16 protein-coding genes are annotated in these 20,173 nt (G+C 45.5%); 13 read left to right on the top strand and 3 right to left on the bottom strand.

What is annotated here, in order from left to right; translation table 11 throughout:
• Positions 1–221 precede the first annotated feature (221 nt).
• The 5 genes from FXO21_RS16495 to FXO21_RS16475 all read left to right on the top strand — a co-directional run bounded on the left by FXO21_RS16495 (position 222) and on the right by FXO21_RS16475 (position 8,324).
• Positions 222–3,377, top strand: coding sequence for a SusC/RagA family TonB-linked outer membrane protein (locus FXO21_RS16495; RefSeq protein WP_149641105.1), 3,156 nt, complete (start codon positions 222–224; stop codon positions 3,375–3,377).
• Between the two features lie 11 nt (positions 3,378–3,388).
• Positions 3,389–4,963, top strand: coding sequence for a SusD/RagB family nutrient-binding outer membrane lipoprotein (locus tag FXO21_RS16490; protein WP_149641104.1), 1,575 nt, complete (start codon positions 3,389–3,391; stop codon positions 4,961–4,963).
• 8 nt (positions 4,964–4,971) lie between these two features.
• Positions 4,972–5,877, top strand: coding sequence for a BT_3987 domain-containing protein (locus tag FXO21_RS16485; RefSeq protein ID WP_149641103.1), 906 nt, complete (start codon positions 4,972–4,974; stop codon positions 5,875–5,877).
• A 366-nt stretch (positions 5,878–6,243) separates the two neighbouring features.
• Positions 6,244–7,488, top strand: coding sequence for a pyridoxal phosphate-dependent aminotransferase (locus FXO21_RS16480; protein WP_149641102.1), 1,245 nt, complete (start codon positions 6,244–6,246; stop codon positions 7,486–7,488).
• Positions 7,489–7,541: 53 nt separating this feature from the next.
• Positions 7,542–8,324: a queuosine precursor transporter gene (locus FXO21_RS16475; protein WP_149641101.1), complete on the top strand. Its 783-nt coding sequence runs from the start codon at positions 7,542–7,544 to the stop codon at positions 8,322–8,324.
• 5 nt (positions 8,325–8,329) lie between these two features.
• On the opposite strand, the gene FXO21_RS16470 is transcribed toward FXO21_RS16475, so the two are convergent.
• A complete protein-coding gene (locus FXO21_RS16470) occupies positions 8,330–9,091 on the bottom strand; it encodes a TrmH family RNA methyltransferase (protein ID WP_149641100.1) in 762 nt (253 codons plus the stop codon).
• Here FXO21_RS16470 and tamL point away from each other — a divergent pair.
• The 6 genes from tamL (at position 9,082) to secG (ending at position 16,250) form a co-directional block, all read left to right on the top strand.
• Positions 9,082–11,553: a translocation and assembly module lipoprotein TamL gene (gene tamL / locus FXO21_RS16465; protein WP_225865715.1), complete on the top strand. Its 2,472-nt coding sequence runs from the start codon at positions 9,082–9,084 to the stop codon at positions 11,551–11,553. The two genes, FXO21_RS16470 and tamL, sit on opposite strands and share 10 nt — an antisense overlap.
• Before the next feature lie 151 nt (positions 11,554–11,704).
• Positions 11,705–13,138 carry a tRNA (N6-isopentenyl adenosine(37)-C2)-methylthiotransferase MiaB gene (gene miaB / locus FXO21_RS16460; RefSeq protein ID WP_149641099.1) on the top strand — a complete coding sequence of 478 codons (1,434 nt, stop codon included), beginning with the start codon at positions 11,705–11,707 and terminating at the stop codon, positions 13,136–13,138.
• A 75-nt stretch (positions 13,139–13,213) separates the two neighbouring features.
• Positions 13,214–14,509, top strand: coding sequence for a sigma-54 interaction domain-containing protein (locus FXO21_RS16455; RefSeq protein ID WP_149641098.1), 1,296 nt, complete (start codon positions 13,214–13,216; stop codon positions 14,507–14,509).
• Positions 14,493–15,053, top strand: coding sequence for an LPS assembly lipoprotein LptE (lptE, locus tag FXO21_RS16450; RefSeq protein ID WP_225865714.1), 561 nt, complete (start codon positions 14,493–14,495; stop codon positions 15,051–15,053). Before FXO21_RS16455 ends, lptE begins: the two co-directional genes overlap by 17 nt.
• A gap of 54 nt (positions 15,054–15,107) precedes the next feature.
• Entirely contained in the window at positions 15,108–15,746 is a 639-nt protein-coding gene (locus tag FXO21_RS16445; protein WP_149641097.1) for a hypothetical protein, read from the top strand.
• A gap of 102 nt (positions 15,747–15,848) precedes the next feature.
• Positions 15,849–16,250 carry a preprotein translocase subunit SecG gene (secG, locus tag FXO21_RS16440; RefSeq protein WP_149641096.1) on the top strand — a complete coding sequence of 134 codons (402 nt, stop codon included), beginning with the start codon at positions 15,849–15,851 and terminating at the stop codon, positions 16,248–16,250.
• Between the two features lie 69 nt (positions 16,251–16,319).
• Here secG and FXO21_RS16435 read toward each other — a convergent pair whose 3' ends face one another.
• Positions 16,320–17,027, bottom strand: a complete 708-nt coding sequence (locus tag FXO21_RS16435; RefSeq protein ID WP_149641095.1) for a hypothetical protein — start codon at positions 17,025–17,027, stop codon at positions 16,320–16,322.
• A gap of 231 nt (positions 17,028–17,258) precedes the next feature.
• On the opposite strand from FXO21_RS16435, the gene FXO21_RS16430 reads away from it, so the two are divergent.
• Positions 17,259–17,555, top strand: a complete 297-nt coding sequence (locus FXO21_RS16430; protein ID WP_031526862.1) for a co-chaperone GroES — start codon at positions 17,259–17,261, stop codon at positions 17,553–17,555.
• Positions 17,556–17,615: 60 nt separating this feature from the next.
• A complete protein-coding gene (groL, locus tag FXO21_RS16425) occupies positions 17,616–19,247 on the top strand; it encodes a chaperonin GroEL (protein WP_149641094.1) in 1,632 nt (543 codons plus the stop codon).
• A gap of 196 nt (positions 19,248–19,443) precedes the next feature.
• On the opposite strand, the gene FXO21_RS16420 is transcribed toward groL, so the two are convergent.
• Positions 19,444–20,106 carry an ABC transporter ATP-binding protein gene (locus tag FXO21_RS16420; RefSeq protein ID WP_149641093.1) on the bottom strand — a complete coding sequence of 221 codons (663 nt, stop codon included), beginning with the start codon at positions 20,104–20,106 and terminating at the stop codon, positions 19,444–19,446.
• Positions 20,107–20,173: the final 67 nt, after the last annotated feature.

Raw genomic sequence — 20,173 nt, 5'->3', positions numbered from 1 at the left:
GCATTATCAGTAAAATACAATTTTGTCAGTAGAATGAGGTAACCGTTTGTTGACGAGTCAATATCTAAGATAATTTTGAGAAAAACCCATTTCACTTCCTATTCGAAGGCATTTGACAAAAACTGCACAAATAATCTTTTGAAATAAGATGGATTTCCGTTGTAATTGTCAGGACAAATATTATTTTTACAGACAAATTATTATATAACAAACCTAACTTAATGCGAAAAATTCTACTACCCTTTCTGGGAGGCTTGCTGCTGCTTTGCAGTCAGGCTTATGCTCAGAGCAGGGAGGTAACCGGGACGGTTACCTCCAAAGATGACGGGTCATTTTTACCCGGAGTTTCTATCAGGGTCGCCGGTACCAACACCGGAACGCTTACCAACGACAAAGGCGAATACAGCATCAATGCGCGCCCTGGTCAATCCCTCATTTTTTCTTTTGTCGGCTTCCTCAATCAGGAGCTGAAAGTGCCTGCCTCCGGTGGTCTCGATGTAACGATGACACTGGATGAACTTGCATTGAACGAAGTCGTGATTACAGCGGGTGGTCTTACCGCCCAGCGCCGTGAACTCGGTAACCAGTCAACTACGGTAAAGGCACAGGACATTGTGCAGGGCAAGCCGATCAGTGTTGCAGCCAGCCTCGCTGGTCGCGTGCCGGGTTTGCTGGTAATGGGCGTAAGCTCCGGGGTTAACCCGAATTACCGTCTGGTACTTCGCGGTAACCGTTCACTAACCGGTAACAACCAGGCATTGGTTGTAATAGACAACATCATTTCGACCAATGATATTCTTGGAAACCTCAATCCCGAGGACATCGAAGATATCCAGGTCCTAAATGGTGCAGGTGCAGCGGCATTGTACGGATCCGATGCATCCAACGGTGCACTTATCGTGACTACCAAAAAAGGGAAAGCGGGGGTGACGCAGTTCAGGGTATCGAATACGACCACTATTGAGAAAGTAAGCTTCCTGCCTCAATTGCAAAAAGGATTCGGATCGGGAACAACTCCGGACGATGTACCAAGTTACACTCCTTATGAAAACCAGCAATATGGTCCGGCATTCGACGGATCGCTTGTTGAAATCGGTAAACCGTTGCAGGATGGTTCCATTCAGACCGTCCCCTATTCCCCACAAAATTTCCGCGAAGATTTCTGGAATACGGGCGTAGCTAACCAGACCGACCTAAGCGTAACTTCGGGAGATGAAAAAGGCACGTTTTATCTTTCAGCACAGTATTTTAACCAAAAATCCACTGTTCCATACGACGAATACAAAAGGTACAGCGTGCGGGCTAACATTGTTCGTCACATCTACAAAAACCTGACAGCTTCGTTTAACACAAACTTCATCGCCAACCGTACCAATCAAAGCAGTGCAACCGGCGCGGCTTATCAAAACCTGCTTATGTCACCGTCGCACGTTGACGTGACCAAGTATGAAGACTGGCAAAACAATCCGTTTGCGAACCCTAACGGATATTTCAACGAGTATTTTCAAAATCCGTATTTCACGTTGGCGACCAACCGCTGGGATGCACGTAATGATTATCTGCAGGGGAATATGGAATTGAAGTGGAATCCGCTTAAACCATTGACTTTCACTTATCGCGTCGGAATGAGCGGCCGTAACCTTTCCGGAAAAGTGTTTTCAAGCAAATTCACTTATTCCGATTACACCAAGAGCATTTCGGGAAGTTCGAAGACAGATATTCCTGGCACAGTGGTAGATTACGCGGGTTATACAACTCAACTTGTCAACGACTTTTTAGCCGAATTTAAAACCAACCTTACACCGTCATTTAACCTGAATGTCGCAGTTGGTACTACTATCCGTGAAAACGCAACTAAAGCAATTGGTATCAATGCAAACGGACTTGTGATCGACGGACTTTATAATGTTGGAAACAGCCTTAACAATCCCGGTGCAAATGAAGGAAGCTATAAGGCACGTCAGATCGGTGTTTATGGAGAGGCGCGACTCGGGTTTAAGGAATTCCTTTACCTGCATGTAACAGCGAGAAATGACTGGCGGTCGATTCTGGCGAAAGAAAACAGATCGTTCTTCTATCCTTCTGCGGATATCTCTTTCATTGCCAGCGACGCTATTCCGGCTTTAAATAACTCGGATTTCCTGGAAAGCTTGAAAATCCGCGGAGGATATTCACAGGTTGGACAGGTTAACCTCGCAAACGCAGGCGCATTCGGCCCTATTCCGTTGAGCAATCTGGGCGCTTATGCATTGAACAGCACTTTCTCACAGGGCAGCAATTATCCTTATTCCAGCGGAGCTGGTTTTACGCTGGACAATACCCTTGTGTCTGCTGGTCTGAAACCTGAGATTACAACCGGTCTTGAAGGAGGAATCGATTTCGAATTTCGCCCGTGGAACATTGGTGGCGGTGTCACATTCTACAAAACCAATACTGTTGACCAGACGATTACCGTCCTGATCCCGAACTCGACAGGTTACAGTTCATTGAGAACAAACATTGGTGAAGTTGAAAACAAAGGCATCGAAGCTACTCTGAATATCACCCCGATCAAAACAACATACGGGCTTGAAGTTTCACTTGGTGCTAATTATACCTATAACAGCAATAAGGTAATTTCGTTGTCAGATCAATCCAACGAGCTTAGCTTGTCGACTTTGGGAACTGCCGCACGTGTGCTTGCGAAGGTAGGCTCTCCTTTTCCGCTTTTGCAGGTTACCCAGTACAACCGTGACCCCCAGGGCAGAATTATCGTAGATCCTAAAACAGGCTACCCGGCTACCAATGGTTCTTTCCACGATGTAGGTATCACGAACCCACCACATATCCTGGGTCTGAATGGCAATGTGGAATTCAAACGTCTGAGATTTAATATATTGTTTGAGTACCGCAATGGTCACTACATCTACAATGGTATATCAACTGGTTATGATTTCTCCGGAGCTGGTGTCCGCACTGGCTGGTTTAACCGGGACCGTTTCGTTATCCCGAACTCGTCTTACCTGAATGCAGAAGGAGAATACGTAGCGAACAACAACGTTGCTGTCAGAAGTGGTGGTGCGGATTTCTGGACTGATGGAACAAGAAATACCAACATCGGTGAAAACTACGCTAACTCGGCAGGTTTCTGGAAGTTGCGTGAAGCATCGCTGAGTTACGAGCTGCCTTCCTCAATCCTTTCTCCAACCAAAGTGATCAAAGGCGCGAGCATCAGCGTGCAGGGACGAAACCTGTTCATCTGGGTCCCTAAATCAAACCTTTACACCGATCCGGAGTATAGTGCGAATGGTGCTGACAGTAATGCCGTTGGTTTTACAACCCTTGGACAAACTCCTCCTGCACGCTATTTCGGAGGTACTTTATCACTAACATTCTAATTGAAATACTAATGAAAAGATATAACATCAGTTGGATGCTGGCGCTGCTTATCACAGCCCTTTCATCTTGTAGTGATTATCTCGATATCAATACAAACCCCAACAGTGCAACGCAGGCGGACGCTTTGCTGGTACTGCCTCAGGCCATCGTAGGTAGCGCTTCCATCAGCAATCAATTCAATAATTACGGTGCCCATCTCGGCGGATACATGGCCAATGCGGGCGGTTTCTCCGGTTTTGGCAACCTGTTCAACTACCAGTTGATACCAGGCGACTACAATGCACTTTGGGTGAATACCTACGATAATCTGAACGATTACAAATATGTGCTTGACCAGACGCAGGGTAATGATGAACTGGCTTACGCTAATGCAGCAGCGAAGATCATGACGGCCCTAAACTACCAAAAGCTGGTTGATGCATTTGGTGACGTTCCATACACAGAGGCATTGAAAAACAATGCCAACCTGACCCCCAAGTATGACGATGCGGCGACGATTTATCAGGATCTTGTGGTAAAGCTTGACTCTGCTATCACCATCATTGACGGCGCGGAATTTCCAAAATCATTGAACTCGTCCTCTGATCCGATGTTTGGCGGAGACATGACTAATTGGAAGAAACTTGCAAATACGCTGAAACTGAAAATGCTGATCCGGGTTTCAGGCGTTGCAGCTCTCAACTCATTTGTAACCGCGAGCTTTGCAGCCATGGACAAGCAGCTCGGCTTCCTGACCGACGATGCGATTGTTAACCCGGGTTATGTGAAAGACAAGCCAAATCCCCGGTGGAATTCCTGGGGCTACCAAACTACGGGCGCACTTGCCAACACTTCCCGTACTGTCACTGAATTTGCTTTCGGATTTTACAAAGGTCAAAAACTGACTGACAATGGAAGGGGATCGGTCATTTACAAAAACTTCACAACCAATACTCCGGTTAACCAACTTGGAAACGAGGTGGACGCTCCTACGATCATCACAAATTATTCTACCTGGTATACAGGTAATTTCAGCAGCTCTTCCAGCATTGGAAATGCGCTGGGAATTTTGAAAGGCCCAAGCCAGGGACAAGTGCTGTTACTACTCGCCGAGGCTGAACTGTTGCAGGCAGAAGCAAAGCTGAAAGGATTTTTGGCTGGTGATTTTGCTACAAATTTTGACGCCGGGGTTGCAGCTTCTTTCCGGTATTTGTATAAAGATGTGACCAATGTGGTATCTGCTGATAAGAATGTAGCGACCGATGTAGCAAAATACAAAGCGGATAATGATGAAAGTTATCTTGTCAATATAAAACTGGCTACCACGCCCGCCCAGCGGCTTGAGGCGATCATCACCCAAAAATACATTGCGGTTAATATGATCAACTCCGAAGAAGGTTACAACGAGTTCAGAAGAACAGGTTTCCCTGTTACGGCTCCTGCCGGCGATGGTTATCACAATATCGCCTCACTTCTTTCGACGTCTACCAGAGCCGACAAACTTCCCTCACGAATTTTGTACCCGTCTTCTGAACAGTCGTACAATGCTGCCAATTACCGTGCAATTAACCAGTTCACTGACCTTATCTTCTGGGATCCTAACTAATTAGAAATATGAAATTATCATTTAAAATAGCTGGTCTTTTCGTAATGGCGGCGGCGTTCTCCTCCTGTCTGAAGGACGATATTACGCTGGACCCGGACAAGTCGACCAATGTAATCGAGTTTAAAAATCCGTCCAGCTTTGTTTCGCCGAGCGGCAGCACTTATTCGATGTATTCAAAATCTTTTGACCTGGCGCCTGAGGCTGATTACGCGATCACCGTGAGCTACTCTGGCGCGCAAGTCGCGCCGGAAGACATTACTGTGACGCTGGGAGTTGACACTGCCGCTGTAACCCAATACAACGCAGAGCAGGAAGAAGCTTTTGATGTAATGGAGCCAAATCTGTATACAATTCCCGCTACGGTCGTAATTCCAAAAGGTCAGCGGACTTCCCAGGTACTGATTAAGGTGAAGCCATCGCAATTTGATTTCGCAAAAAACTATGTACTCCCGATTCAGATCAAATCGGCTTCTTCCGGTATTGTTAGCGGTAATTTCGGTACGATCCTGCTGGCTTTGAAAGCGAAGAACATTTATGACGCTACATACGAATCAACAGGATACGTATATCACCCGACTGCGCCCCGGGCAGTGCATGCGGAGAAGCATATGGAAACTGTATCACCAACGACTGTCAAAGTAGAACTTGGAGACTTGGGCGGCTCAGGATACTTTGCAAACGTGACGGTTGATCCGAAAACAAATAAGGTAACGATCACGCCGGCAGCAGGTGCCGCAGGTGCACCTTATACGCAGTTTGACACAGCGTTGCCAACTCCTTATACGCCGCAGTGGGATAATGCATCCAAAGCGAATAACACTTACGACCCTGCGACCAAGACCTTCTATTTGAGATATGGTTATATGGGAGGGAACGGATGGCGTGTTACAGAAGAGATTCTGGTTAGACACTAAGCGTTATTTAGTATAGAATTAGATTAACTTTCTCTGGTAGTATTTAAAAGCCGGCCATTTTGGTCGGCTTTTATTATATTGTACCTGATATTGAGTATATAAGCTCGTACTTTTCATAAATCATGAAAACATATGTCACTGTAGTCCGGGTTTTAGCGATGGTCTTACTCTTCGGCCTGATTGTGATGCTGATCCTATTCCGCACGCAGAATTGGGAAATCAGTCCGTTTTTTTACGCTATAGTCGGGCTCTTGTTAATATCAGTACTCTACGATAGTTTTAAAAACCGATAACGCAAATCCTGCACAGAACAGCCGGTTTGACATATTTAGTTAACTTTGGGAAAAACTGACCAAAAATAAAGTAATGGAGTTCCTTAAAAGCCAGCGTCTCAACAATCTCAAATATGAAATTCGTGGCGCTACGTATCAAAAAGCGTTGGAGCTTGAAAGCCAGGGATTTAAAATTCACAATTTAAATATTGGCAACCCAGCGCCTTTCGGTTTCGATTCACCGGATGAAATCGTTCACGATATCATCATGAATATGCGTAATGCGCAGGGCTATTCGGATTCCAGGGGTCTTTTTGCGGCGCGCAAGGCCGTGATGCATTATACACAGACGATCGGCATTCAGGATGTCGAGATCAATGATATCTTTATAGGAAATGGGGTAAGTGAACTGATCCTGCTTTCCATGCAGGCCTTGCTGAATCCCGGCGATGAAATTCTGGTCCCCTCCCCGGATTATCCGCTTTGGACAGCTTCAATCGCATTAAGCGGAGGCACTCCGGTCCATTATGTGTGCGACGAAGCCGCCGACTGGAATCCCGACCTTGACGATCTTGAAAAGAAAATAACCTCGCGCACCAAAGGGATTGTCCTTATTAATCCTAACAACCCGACTGGCGCAGTTTATGAAAAAGACGTACTTCTTCGCATTGCCAGGATCGCCGAAGAGCACGGACTGATCATATTCTCCGATGAGATTTACGACAAAATACTTTACGACGGGGCCGTACATTATCCAATGGGTTCGCTGGTCACCGACACTTTGTGCGTGAGCTATGGCGGCCTTTCAAAAAATTACCGCTCGGCTGGTTTCCGCGGAGGCTGGATGATTTTAAGCGGCGCAAAAAAGAAAGCGAAGTCTTATTCAGAGGGGCTCCTGCTCCTGGCCAGTATGCGGCTCTGCGCCAATGTACCTACCCAATATGCGATCCAAACTGCACTGGGCGGCTATCAAAGCATTAAGGAACTGGTAGCACCGAGCGGCAGGCTTTATAAACAGATGAACCTGGTTTATGACCGGCTGGTGTCAATACCTGGAATCACCTGTGTCAAGCCGAAAGGCTCCCTGTACGTGTTTCCGAAAATCGATCTCAAAAAGTTCGGTCAGAATACGGATGAACAATTCGTATATAACCTGCTCAGCGACCAAAAGGTACTTGTCGTAGCAGGAACAGGGTTTAACTACATTTCAAACGATCACTTCCGGATTGTTTTCCTGCCAACTGTTGACGAGCTGAACCAGGCAATGGACAAACTGGAATTTTTCCTCGAAAATCGTCGGGTGTTGTCGACCCGAACTGTGGAAGATATGATCGTTTAGTACGATCGATTTCACGTTGCTAATTATTTAAAATTCGGCTTATAGTCATAGTTATGCAGGATTCTACCGTTCAGGAAGCGAAGCGGCAGCGACTTTTTTTATTGCTCTGCGGAATATTTTTGACCAATGCTTTGATTGCCGAAATAGTCGGCGGCAAGATCTTTTCAGTAGAAGGCTTATTAGGTATTCCACCTGCAAATCTGCTTATCGGAGGCCAGCGGCTCGATTTTAATATGACCGCCGGGGTCGTCAACTGGCCTGTTGTGTTCATTACTTCGGACATTATCAATGAATATTTCGGCCGAAAGGGCGTAAAAAGGATTTCCTACCTCACAGCCGCCCTGATCGTATATACCTTCATCACGATTTTGGTTGCGACCAAGCTGCCGCCAGCGCAGTTCTGGCTCGACTTGAACAATACCGATTCGCTGGGTAATGTTTTTAATATCAATGATGCATTTGCCAAAATCTTCAATCAGGGCCTCGGCATTATGATTGGATCGATCACGGCGTTCCTGCTGGGCCAGCTGCTGGACGTTTTTGTATTTTCGTGGCTGCGCAGAAGAACCGGGAACCGGTTCATATGGCTCAGGGCGACCGGTTCGACGATGTTTTCGCAGCTGGTCGACAGTTTTGTTGTGATCGGGATTGCTTTTTACGTCTTTGGAAACTGGGATTTGAAGCAGGTTTTCTCTGTTGGCACGATCAATTATCTGTATAAAGGAGCAGTCGCAATCCTGCTTACGCCGGTGCTTTACATTGCCCATTATTTTATTGATAACTATTTAGGAAAAGCTTATGCGGAAGAGCTTTCCCACCGCGCGGCACACGAATAAAAATGCTATTTTAAAGAAATCTGCCGGCACATATTGTCCAGTATAATAGCAGTAGCAATACCCACATTCAGCGATTCAGCCTCTCCTATCCGGGGAATTGTAAGTCTTGAAGTAACGAACTCAGCTACTTCCTCGCTAATACCATTAGATTCGTTGCCCATTATAATGAAACCGCCGTTTAACGGAAATTCAAATTCATACAAAGACTGCCCGCCCAAAAAAGCACCGGCCACTGATTTACCCGAAGCATTCCCGGTGAGATATGTGGCGAGATCCGTGTAAAATGTTTGAACCCTGGTAAAAGAGCCTTTGCTGGCAGCAACCACTTTTGGATTGTAAAAGTCGGTCGTGTCATTGGAACAAACGATCTTGCGTATACCGTACCAATCCGCAACCCTGATGATCGTGCCGAGGTTTCCAGGGTCGCGGATATCGTCCAAAATCAATACAAATTCAGGTTTCTCCTGAGACAAAAAAACATTTTGCTTCGTTCTAGCAACAGCCAGACACGAATCGTTGGTTTGAAATGAGCCCACCCCTTCCAGCTCCTGCGCGGTAACCGTTTCTGTCACGGCGCTATGCAGGGATAAAATACTTGAGTATTTTTGCTCGAATTCCGGTGTTGTTAACAAGAACTCGATCTCATAATCGGAATCTAAGAGTTCGAGGACACTTTTTCCGCCCTCGACGATAAAAGACTGACTCAACTGCCTGTATTTCTTGACTTTAAGCGAGTTTATATATTTAATACGATTTTTTGAAAGCATTGAATATCAATTGTAGGGTTACATACAGCCTGCTAATTTTCCTTCTTTTTACAGGAGTATTGTCCTGCACACCCAAGTCTTCCACCACCAAAAATTTTTATCTCGGCAATTCTTCCATCAAAGGCAACCGCATTATAAACGATTCGGAACTGGATGCTTTGATACCTCAAAAACCGAACCGTCGGCTCCTCGGACTGCCATTTTTCCCTTATGTCGGGCTTTACCGCTTTGGTGAGATCTTTTATAACCGGGAAGAAAGACAGCGTAAAGTGATCGAGGTGACGCAAAATTATCAGAAAGAATCCCGTATTCATGAAAACGACCCTAAAAAGCTGGCAAAGGTGCAGCGTCGGTACGCCAAAAAACTGGAAAAAGCTCAGGTAAGAGCTACACAGGGCAATTTCTGGATGCGTGTTTTGGGAGAAGCGCCGGTTTATTTCAATCTCAGCGAAGTTGCTCAGAATGCTGAAAAAATGCAGCGGTACCTGTACAACAATGGCTTTTTCGACGCAAAAGTTGACTTTAAGCCCGACACCACCTTCAACCGGATCCGGGTAAATTATCTGGTGACCGAGAACCGACCGACGATCATACGTGACGTGTATTATCAGGTGAAAAACTACTTCGCAGATAGTATTATCAGCGCAAATGCCAAAAATGCAGTGCTGTCGGGAAAGAAGAGATATGACGGGGATACTTTTGAAGAGGAACGTGTCAGAATCGAAACACTATTGCGAAACCAGGGTTATCTGGGATTTTCGAGACAAAATGTGTCCTATCTCGTCAATGATACCATTACCAATGCACAGACAGACAGCAACTTCAAGTCTGTTGATGTAAATGTCCGAGTGGATATGCCTGGGAAAGACAATAACCCGGTCCGGTACAAGATCAATTCTGTCCATTTTGAGGTTTTGCCTCCCGTGGGCATGCCCGATTCGCTTTTCGTCAAAGACAGCAGCAGCTTGAATGGTATCCACTATACTTTTACAGATAAAAAGTTCTCAAAAAGAATACTTGACAGCAAAATTCAAGTGCGGCCAGGTGATTTTTACAGCCAGGACAAGGAGAGAAACACCCAGCAACAACTTTCCCTCACCGACCAGTTTGACTTCGTAAATTACAGCTACACGCTCGATTCCAGCGGAGCGGGCATTAACAGTTATTTTAAAGTCATTCCGCTCGAAAAGTATCAGATTTCCACAGATGTGGGTTTAAATGTAATACAGCTTCAAGGCGCTCCGGGCCCGTTCGCGAGTTTATCTTACAAGATCAGAAATGTTTTTAACGGACTGGAAAACTTTGAAGCTAACCTGCGCGGGGGTATCGAGCTGGTACCTGGTTTTTTGGGGGATCAGCAAATTTACCGGAGCGAAGAAATTGGTTTGAATACTTCCCTGATATTTCCAAGGTTGCTCACGCCAGGTAATTTTTTACAGCACCGAACTGCCAAATACAATCCACGTACTCAGGTGGGATTGGGTTATAATTACGTTAACCGGCCGGAATATACCCGCACCAACGTGAAAGTCGCGATGACTTATTCCTGGCAACCTACCAGCAAAACACTTTTTAATGTTTCGTTGGTTGATCTCAACATTTTGAACACCCAGAATATCCGCCCTGACTTTCAGAACCTGCTGGATACTCTTGAAAAACAAGGAAACAACCTTTTTACCAGCTTTCAGCGGTCATTTGTATCCGATATCAACGTCAATTTTGTTTACAATACCAACGCATTGATCGGGCGGCAAAAACGGGCCAGCTATTTCAGAGTCGCATTGGAATCGGGCGGTACGTCACTGAATATTCTGCCGCGGCAACGGGAAATGATCAAAAACGTGTTCGGTAATGACCTGCAATTTTACAAATATGTGCGCTGGAATGCGGACTATCGCCGCTATTGGCCGGTTGGCAAGAAATCTGCATTTGTTGCGCGGGTCAACAGCGGGGCGATTTATAGCTATGGAGACAGCAAGGTACCGCCTTATGAAAAGTACTTTTTTGCCGGCGGTTCCAATAGTTTACGGGCCTGGCTGCCGCGTCGGTTAGGTCCCGGCTCCGCGCCTCCGCGAAAAACCCTGAACAACCTCACCATCGAATCGCCCGGCGAATTTCTATTGGAAGGTAACCTGGAATGGCGGGGATATCTGGCCAATTTCTTCGGCGATATAAATTATGCGCTATTTATCGATGCTGGAAATGTTTGGAATTTAAACAGCACAGCGACTTCGCAGCAAAAATTTGATGGTCGTAGCTTCGGACGGGAAATCGCGGTAGGCACCGGCTTCGGCATTCGGTATGACCTGTCTTTTTTCATCCTAAGATTTGATTTCGGTATCAAAGTGTACGATCCTGCTGTCGAGAAGTTTGTACTGGATGAACTTCAATTCAATAAGCTTTTCAATCGGACCCAATCGAATTTCCTGAACATCAATCTGGGCGTGGGGTATCCGTTCTGATATTGTTTTGCATGGTCGCAATCCATGACAGTTTGTCAGTTTTTTATTGATTTCTTCCTATATTTGTAATTGTCCGCCGCTTTAAACCGCACCCGGAATCTGTTGTAGCTGCGTCCTTGCAGCCATTTAAAAGTGCCAAAGAATCCTTCTAATGGAGCAAAAAGTTGCCAGTTCGCTAAAAATATTGACCGAAGCAGATAAAGAAGCTTGTGAAACCGTGCGTATTTCGGAGAACGAGCCCGCTATTGGAAAAAAGAGACTTTTTATAGAAAGTTATGGCTGCCAGATGAATTTCTCTGACAGTGAAATCGTAGCGTCGGTAATGCGCAGTGCGGGGTATGCAACCACCTCTGACGAGCAAAACGCCGACGTCATCTTCTTGAATACCTGTGCGATCCGCGATAATGCGGAGCAGAAAGTAAGGAACAGGTTAAGGCATCTGAATTTTTTGAAACTCAAAAAACCCGGAATGCTGATCGGCGTGCTGGGATGCATGGCTGAGAGACTGAAAACACAGCTGCTGGAAGAAGAAAAAATGGTAGATATCGTCACCGGCCCCGATGCCTACCGCGATCTGCCAAGGCTGGTACAGGAAGCAGAGACTGGTCAGAAAGGTGTTAATGTTTTTCTTTCACGCGAAGAAACCTACGCTGATATTTCCCCTATCAGATTGAATTCCAATGGTGTGACGGCACTGGTATCGATCATGCGGGGCTGTGACAATATGTGTAGTTTCTGCGTGGTACCTTTTACCCGAGGTCGCGAGCGCAGCCGCGATCCGTATTCAATTGTGCAGGAATCGCGGGATTTGTTTGAACAAGGCTATCGCGAAGTCACCTTGCTGGGACAGAATGTAGACAGTTACAAGTGGGAAAACAAAGTAAATTTTGCGCAGCTGCTCGAAATGGTTGCAAAGATCAGCCCGGAACTGCGTGTCAGGTTCAGTACTTCACATCCGAAAGACATTACCGACGAGGTTTTGTACACCATTAAAAAGTACGACAACATTTGCAATTACATCCATTTGCCCGCGCAAAGCGGTAATAGCCGGATTTTGGCTATGATGAACCGAACCTATGACCGTGAATGGTATCTGGAAAGGATCGACAGCATCCGACGGATATTGGGAGAAGACTGCGGCATTTCCCACGACCTGATTTCCGGGTTTTGCAGTGAAACGGAAGAAGAACACCAGGATTCTATCTCACTCCTGGAATATGTGAAATTTGATTTCGGTTATATGTTCTCCTATTCCGAACGTCCGGGCACCCTGGCAGCCAAGAAATATCCGGATGATATTCCGGCTGATATAAAACAGAGAAGATTGGCAGAAATCATTGACGTACAGCAAAGGATATCTCTGGAAAGGAATCAGAGACTGATCGGTACAGTACAAAAAGTGCTGGTTGAAGGAACCTCCAAACGCTCAGATGATGATTTTTCCGGGCGCATGGATCAGAATAAAAGGGTCATATTCCCCCGGGAAAATTTCAAAGTAGGCGATTATGTCAATGTACTGATCACAGAATGCACGGCAGCGACCCTAAAAGGAAAAGCTTTGACAGAGGTGGAGGCCGTTTTTTGAAATTAATACGGATAAATAGCAGGTTTATCCCTTACACAGCTAATAGCCAGCGGCTGGTAGCACATCGCTATTTGAATGAATTCGACTGAAATACAAGCTATAAAGAACCGTTTCGGGATCATAGGTACTTCGCCCGGACTTAACCACGCAATTAACGTGGCCGTACAGGTAGCCGCCACCGACCTGACTGTGCTGATTACAGGGGAAAGCGGAAGCGGTAAAGAATCTTTTTCAAAGATCATACACAGTCTGAGCTCCCGCAAACACGGTCCCTTTATCGCGATCAACTGCGGCGCGATCCCGGAAGGAACAATCGATTCAGAATTATTTGGTCACGAAAAAGGTGCATTCACCGGCGCACTGGACGCCAGAAAGGGATACTTCGAGACAACCAATTCAGGAACGATCTTTCTGGATGAAGTAGGCGAAATGCCGCTTGGTACGCAGGCAAGGCTGCTCAGGGTCCTTGAAAATGGGGAATATATCCGGGTAGGCTCTTCAAAAGTTTTAAAGACCAATGTCCGCGTTGTAGCGGCAACAAACGTGAATCTGCTCGATGCGGTCAACCACGGCAAATTCAGGGAAGACCTTTATTACCGTTTAAATACAGTCCCTATTTACGTCCCGCCGCTACGCGATCGCGGGGAGGATATCCTGCTGCTCTTCAGGAAGTTTACGAATGATTTTTCCGAAAGATACCGGACCAAGCCAGTGCGCCTCGATAGCGAGGCCAAAGATTTGCTGCTCCAATATGCATTTCCAGGGAATATCAGGCAGCTGAAAAATATCGCTGAGCAGATTACAATCCTCGAAACGGACAAAGAATTACCGATCAGTACCGAAACGCTGAACCATTACCTTAACCCTGTGCAGCCAGCCAGCCGGAAAGCATTGGTCACCCTGCGCAACGGAGAAGACTCTGGCACTTCATTTTCAGAAAGGGAGCTTCTTTACAAAGTGCTTTTTGATATGCGGCGGGATATGACCGAACTGAAAAAACTGGTCAGAAACGTACTTGAAAACGACAAATACGGAGGAGAAATACTCAAAGATCACCAGGAGCTTTTCAGCTCGATCAATAACGTGGAGCCGGCTGTAAGTTCGCCTACCATTGAACCTTCGAGATTGCTCTCCCCGCCACCCGCCCGGATGGTGGATTTGGACAGGTACTCCGATGAGCGCAGTGAAATTGAAGACGTAATGCATGTTTCTGCCGAGGAAGAATCCCTTTCGCTGGAAGACAAGGAAAAGGAAATGATCATCAAAGCCCTGCGCAAGAATAATAATAAACGAAAGTATGCTGCGAATGCGTTAGGTATTTCCGAGAGGACGTTATATAGAAAAATCAAGCAGTATGATATTGAAGAATAAGTGGGCTAAATGGCCGTTGCGGGCTGATAGCAACAGTGTTAAGAAGTTTTTATTTTTATTCCTGGTTTTTAACAGTTCAGTTTTCCTTTCAGGCTGCGGCGTATATTCCTTTACAGGTACCAATCTTTCCCCCGATATCAAGACTTTCAGTGTCCTGAATTTTACGATGGGAACTGCCGGCGGCCCGTCCGATCTGCCGCAGCGTCTGACAGAAGACCTGAAAGAATATTTTCAGCGAAATACAAGTTTGACGAGTCAACCCGGCGGTGGCGACCTGGTTTTGGAAGGCTCGATAACTGGTTATGACGTACTTCCCGCAGCGCCTACCGCGAATGACCAGGCAGGTTTAAACAGGCTCAATGTGACGGTGCAGGTTCGTTATACCAATGCAAAAGATGAGACGAAAAATTTTGATCAGTCATTCACTTATTATGCCGATTTCCCTCAGGACCAGACGCTGAACCAGAACGAAGCCCGCCTCTTGCCCACTATCCGCGAAAATATTGTGCAGCAGATTTTTAATAAATCGGCCGCCGACTGGTAGGAGCCCATCGATTTTAATTAATTTCACCGTTTGAATCTAACTGAATAGCCGGGTATGGCAATTATTGAAAAAGAATCATTCAATCGGCTTGTCAAAGAACCTGCGCTTTCGGGAAATGAACTGATCACCGTGCTTGAAGCCACGATCAAGACATTTCCATACTTCCAGATTGCCCATTCACTGCTTGCAAAAGCCTCGGTAGGATCTGAAAAGCTGGACGAAACCCGCCCGAGAGCTGCCGTCTATGCATTAAGCCGGATCGCTCTGCAGCAACTTATTGAAAATAATACTGATCGCTATGATGCCGAAGTAACGGAAACGGAGGAGGTTTCTGAAAAGATTGAACTGCAAAACGGCGAAGATATCCTGATCAGTGATGTAGAACAGCAGGTAACTTCGCTTGCTTCACAGAAATCGGAAGAACAAAGGCGGCAGCAGCAGATCATTCAGGGTTTCATGAAGAAAAATCCGAGGATTAACCGCCAGGATAATAATCTTGACCCCATCGAGATCGATTTGAGCGGCAGGGTTGCCGAATCCTGGGAGGGAAGCATTGAAACCGAAGCATTTGCAAAAATTTTAATACGCCAGGGCAAAATCGAGAAAGCAATTGACATCTATCAAAAATTGATCTTGAAAAAACCGGAAAAAAGGAATTACTTTGCGAAAAAATTAAGCGAGCTATATCAGTAGTGGTTTGATGTGAAATGCTAGGTCATTCAGTCATTCAGTCATTCAGTCATTCAGTCATTCAGTCATTCAGTCATTCAGTCATTCAATCATTATTTATAAGGTATGTATTTGGGTTTGATTATTCTCGTGGCGATCGTCGCAGTATTGTTGATTCTGGTAGTTTTGGTTCAAAACTCAAAAGGTGGCGGACTTTCAAGTGAGTTTAGCGGCGCTGGTACTACTCAAATGTTTGGTGTTAAAAAAACAACCGATTTGCTAGAGCAAGTTACCTGGGGACTTGCCAGCGCTATCATTCTCATCTCACTTGCTTCTTATGTAATAGTAGGTGGCGACGACAATGGAGGCGGAATTAATAGTGTCAATGTAGACAGAGCACAAAATGCAGTAGTCCCTGGCGGTAAAATTGCTCCTGCACCTTCAGGTGACGCTACCGCACCTGCAGCAGGCCAGGAAACCGCCCCCGCGGCAACTACACCAGCCGCTCCTGCTGATACGAATAAATAATAACTTCCCGTCTTAAAAAAAAGGCTGTGAATTGCTTCATAGCCTTTTTTTTGTGCATTTAGTAGCCGGTCAGGCAATATTAATTTCCTTTAAAATCAGCTTTTTAGCAACCGGAAGCAAGGTTTCCTGCAAAGGATAATCGTATTTGGATTCGATAATATAGGTTGCCGGATTGGGAAGTGACCGGTCCTTTTTGGTCAGATCCACTTTAATCTGGGAGACGGAGTAGCCTAGTCCTATTCTCACTGTCTCCAAAAATCTGGTCTTTAAAATCCGCTCTTTCAATTCATCGTACAAAGCAACCTGGTAATGAAATACACTTACCATGGGTTGAAAGGTATGTAAAAACAGCAGGTAGCCCTCCTGCAAACGCAAGGGGACAATCCCCACCGGAGATATTGTCAGGTTTTCGGCAACCTCTGTGAAACGTTCCGTACCCTGATTAATTGACTTTTCAAATCTGGGAATCGCAAAATCAAGTATGTAATTCAGGTCCTCCATGTAAGGATCGTCCTGCAAAGCCTCTTCGTAGGTAAGCTGCCAGGTTTGCAGGTCAATACCAGTCAGGTTTTTCGGGAAAGAAGTCTTTATCTTCGTTTTATTCGCGCGGATGTTTTTACATGTCTCAAAGTGGAGCCGCAATTCAGGTAAGTGCGGATGTAAGCGGTTGAGATCAAACTCTTTATTGATGTGCTGCAAGTATGCCAGCAACACATACTTCTTATACTCGAAATCAAAAACACCTTCGGTAAGCCAGTTTTTATGCAGGTTTGTCATAGGGTCTTCTAATTGATGCCGATAAAATTTAGTCATTTTTAAAACCGGAAGCAACATTTTCCGGACACTGACAGTTTGGTAGCATTATAATCATATTGCTGCTCGGTTGAATACAAATTTGTCACACTCCCCGGAAAAAATGTCAGAGCCCTATTGCCTGGCATAGATTGTGCTTACTGGTTACCAGTCAAAACAATTACTGACAATCAAAAAAACAAACGTTTAATATTTATGTCAACTTTAGCAGAAATACAAGTGAACGTACAACCTCTGGCTGACCGTGTTCTTGTAGAACCAGCCCCAGCCGAAGAAAAAACTGCATTTGGTATCATTATCCCTGATACTGCAAAAGAAAAGCCACAACGCGGAACAGTAGTTGCGGTTGGTCCAGGTAAAAAGGATGAGCCACTTACAGTGAAAGTAGGTGATACTGTATTGTATGGTAAGTATTCAGGTACTGAGTTAGCATACGAAGGAAAGGATATCCTGATTATGCGCGAATCAGACATTTACGCCATCATCGGTTAATTGTCTGACAATTATTATTCATTAAGTTTCTCTTAAAGTTATTTCAAATTATTAACTGTTATGTCTAAGAAAATATTTTTTGACACAGAAGCACGCGACAAGATCAAGAAAGGCGTGGACACATTGGCTGACGCCGTAAAAGTTACATTGGGACCTCGCGGTCGTAACGTTGTAATCGACAAAAAATTCGGTTCTCCAAGCATCACAAAAGATGGTGTTACTGTTGCCAAAGAAATTGACCTGAAAGATCCTATCGAAAACATGGGAGCCCAGCTGGTAAAGGAAGTTGCTTCCAAAACTGCTGACTCCGCTGGTGACGGTACTACTACTGCAACTGTTCTGGCACAAGCGATCTATTCGATCGGTGTGAAAAACGTAGCAGCTGGCGCTAATCCAATGGATCTGAAACGTGGTATCGACAAAGCTGTCGCTATCATTACAAAAGATCTTGAAGCACAGAAGAAAAATATCTCCACTTCAAAAGAAATCGCTCAGGTTGCAACAATTTCTGCAAACCATGACGAAGAGATCGGTCAAATGATCGCTGAGGCGATGGAGAAAGTAGGAAAAGAAGGTGTTATCACTGTGGAAGAAGCGCGTGGTACTGAAACGGAAGTTAAAACCGTGGAAGGTATGCAGTTCGACCGTGGTTACCTGTCTCCATATTTCGTAACGAATACTGAGAAAATGGAAGCTGATCTTGAGCGTCCATATATCCTGATCTCTGAGAAAAAAGTTTCTTCGATGAAAGAGCTTCTTCCAGTTTTGGAAGCAGTAGCTCAAACTGGCCGTCCTTTGCTTATTTTGGCAGAAGATGTTGACGGAGAAGCACTTGCTACTTTGGTAGTAAATAAAATCCGCGGTGCATTGAAAGTGGCTGCTGTGAAAGCTCCTGGTTTCGGTGATCGTCGTAAAGCAATGCTTGAAGATATCGCTGTAATTACAGGCGGACAGGTTATCAGTGAAGAACGCGGTTTCAAATTGGAAAACGTTACTTTGGATTACCTGGGTACCTGCGAAAAAGCGATTATCGACAAAGACAACACAACTTTGGTAAATGGTGCAGGTAACTCTGAAGATATTCAGGGCCGTGTAAACCAGATCAAAGCGCAGATCGAGAATACAACTTCTGACTACGATCGCGAAAAACTTCAGGAGCGTCTGGCTAAATTGTCAGGTGGTGTGGCTATCCTTTATATCGGAGCTGCAACTGAGGTTGAAATGAAAGAGAAAAAAGACCGCGTTGACGATGCATTGCACGCAACCCGCGCTGCCGTTGAAGAAGGAATCGTTGCTGGTGGTGGTGTAGCTTATATCCGTGCTACTGCTGCGCTGGAAGGCGTTGAAGGTTCTAACGAAGACGAAAAAACCGGTATCAATATCATCCGTGTTGCTTTGGAAGCTCCTTTGAGAACCATCGTTTCTAACTCAGGTCAGGAACCATCTGTGGTTGTTCAGAAAGTGAAAGAAGGAACCGGCGCTTACGGATACAACGCGAAGGACAATGTATATACAGACCTTTTGGAGGCTGGTATCATTGACCCTAAGAAAGTTTCCCGTTTGGCTCTTGAAAACGCAGCATCAATCGCAGGCTTGTTGTTGACAACAGAATGTGTGATCGCTGACGAACCAGAAGAAGCTCCTGCTGCTGGTGGCCATGGCCACGGTGGCGGAATGGGCGGAATGATGTAATTCCGAAAGCATTCGTGCGAATAAAGAAAAACCGTCGGAACCCCGACGGTTTTTTTACTATCAACCAAAAATTAAAATATCCGTTCAAAACCTTCAAACGGCTATTTACTTACTCAACGTTATGAAAAACTTCTTCCTTTAGACGCAAGTCCATTGGTTCGGTCACATACTTGAGCAAAAAAAAATTTTGAAAATTTTAAGAAAGCATTTTTCCGTCCTGCATAACTAGCCGGCGGTCGGCCATTCCGGCGAGTTCTTCGTTATGGGTGACGATAATGAATGTCTGTCCGATATCATCCCGCAACTTAAAAAACAGCTGGTGCAGATCGAGCGCGGTATGCGAATCGAGATTCCCGCTGGGCTCGTCGGCCAGTACGATAGCAGGCTTATTAAGTAATGCGCGCGCCACCGCAACACGCTGCTGCTCCCCGCCTGATAACTGAGAAGGTAAGTGATCCATTCGTCCGCCAAGACCCAGCAAATCAAGCAGCTCTCTTCCTCTTTGCATTATCTCTTTTTCGCTGGTTTGTCCATTTATGTAGCCCGGCATGCACACATTTTCCAGCGCCGTAAACTCCGCGAGCAGGTTGTGAAACTGAAAAATGAAGCCGATCTTTTCATTCCTGAACCTCGCCAGATCTTTGTCTTTCTGATCGAAAACATTCACACCGTCAATGAAAACCTGCCCTTCTTCCGGCCTGTCCAAAGTGCCCAGAATATGCAGAAAAGTACTTTTGCCAGCACCCGAAGGCCCTACTATTGCGACGATCTCACCCTTTTTTACTTCCAGATCAATACCCTTCAAAACCTGTAAAGAACCATATGTACGCCTGATCCCATTTGCCTGAAGTAAATTCATGTTCTGATTGAAGATAATTGAGCTTATTCCTTCGCCCGTTTTGATTAATTCCTTAATTTGCCGTGAA

The organism is Dyadobacter sp. UC 10 (assembly GCF_008369915.1).
Taxonomy (GTDB): domain Bacteria; phylum Bacteroidota; class Bacteroidia; order Cytophagales; family Spirosomataceae; genus Dyadobacter.
Note: the sequence above shows the minus strand (reverse complement) of the source record. Positions and strands in the feature narration are given on the sequence as shown.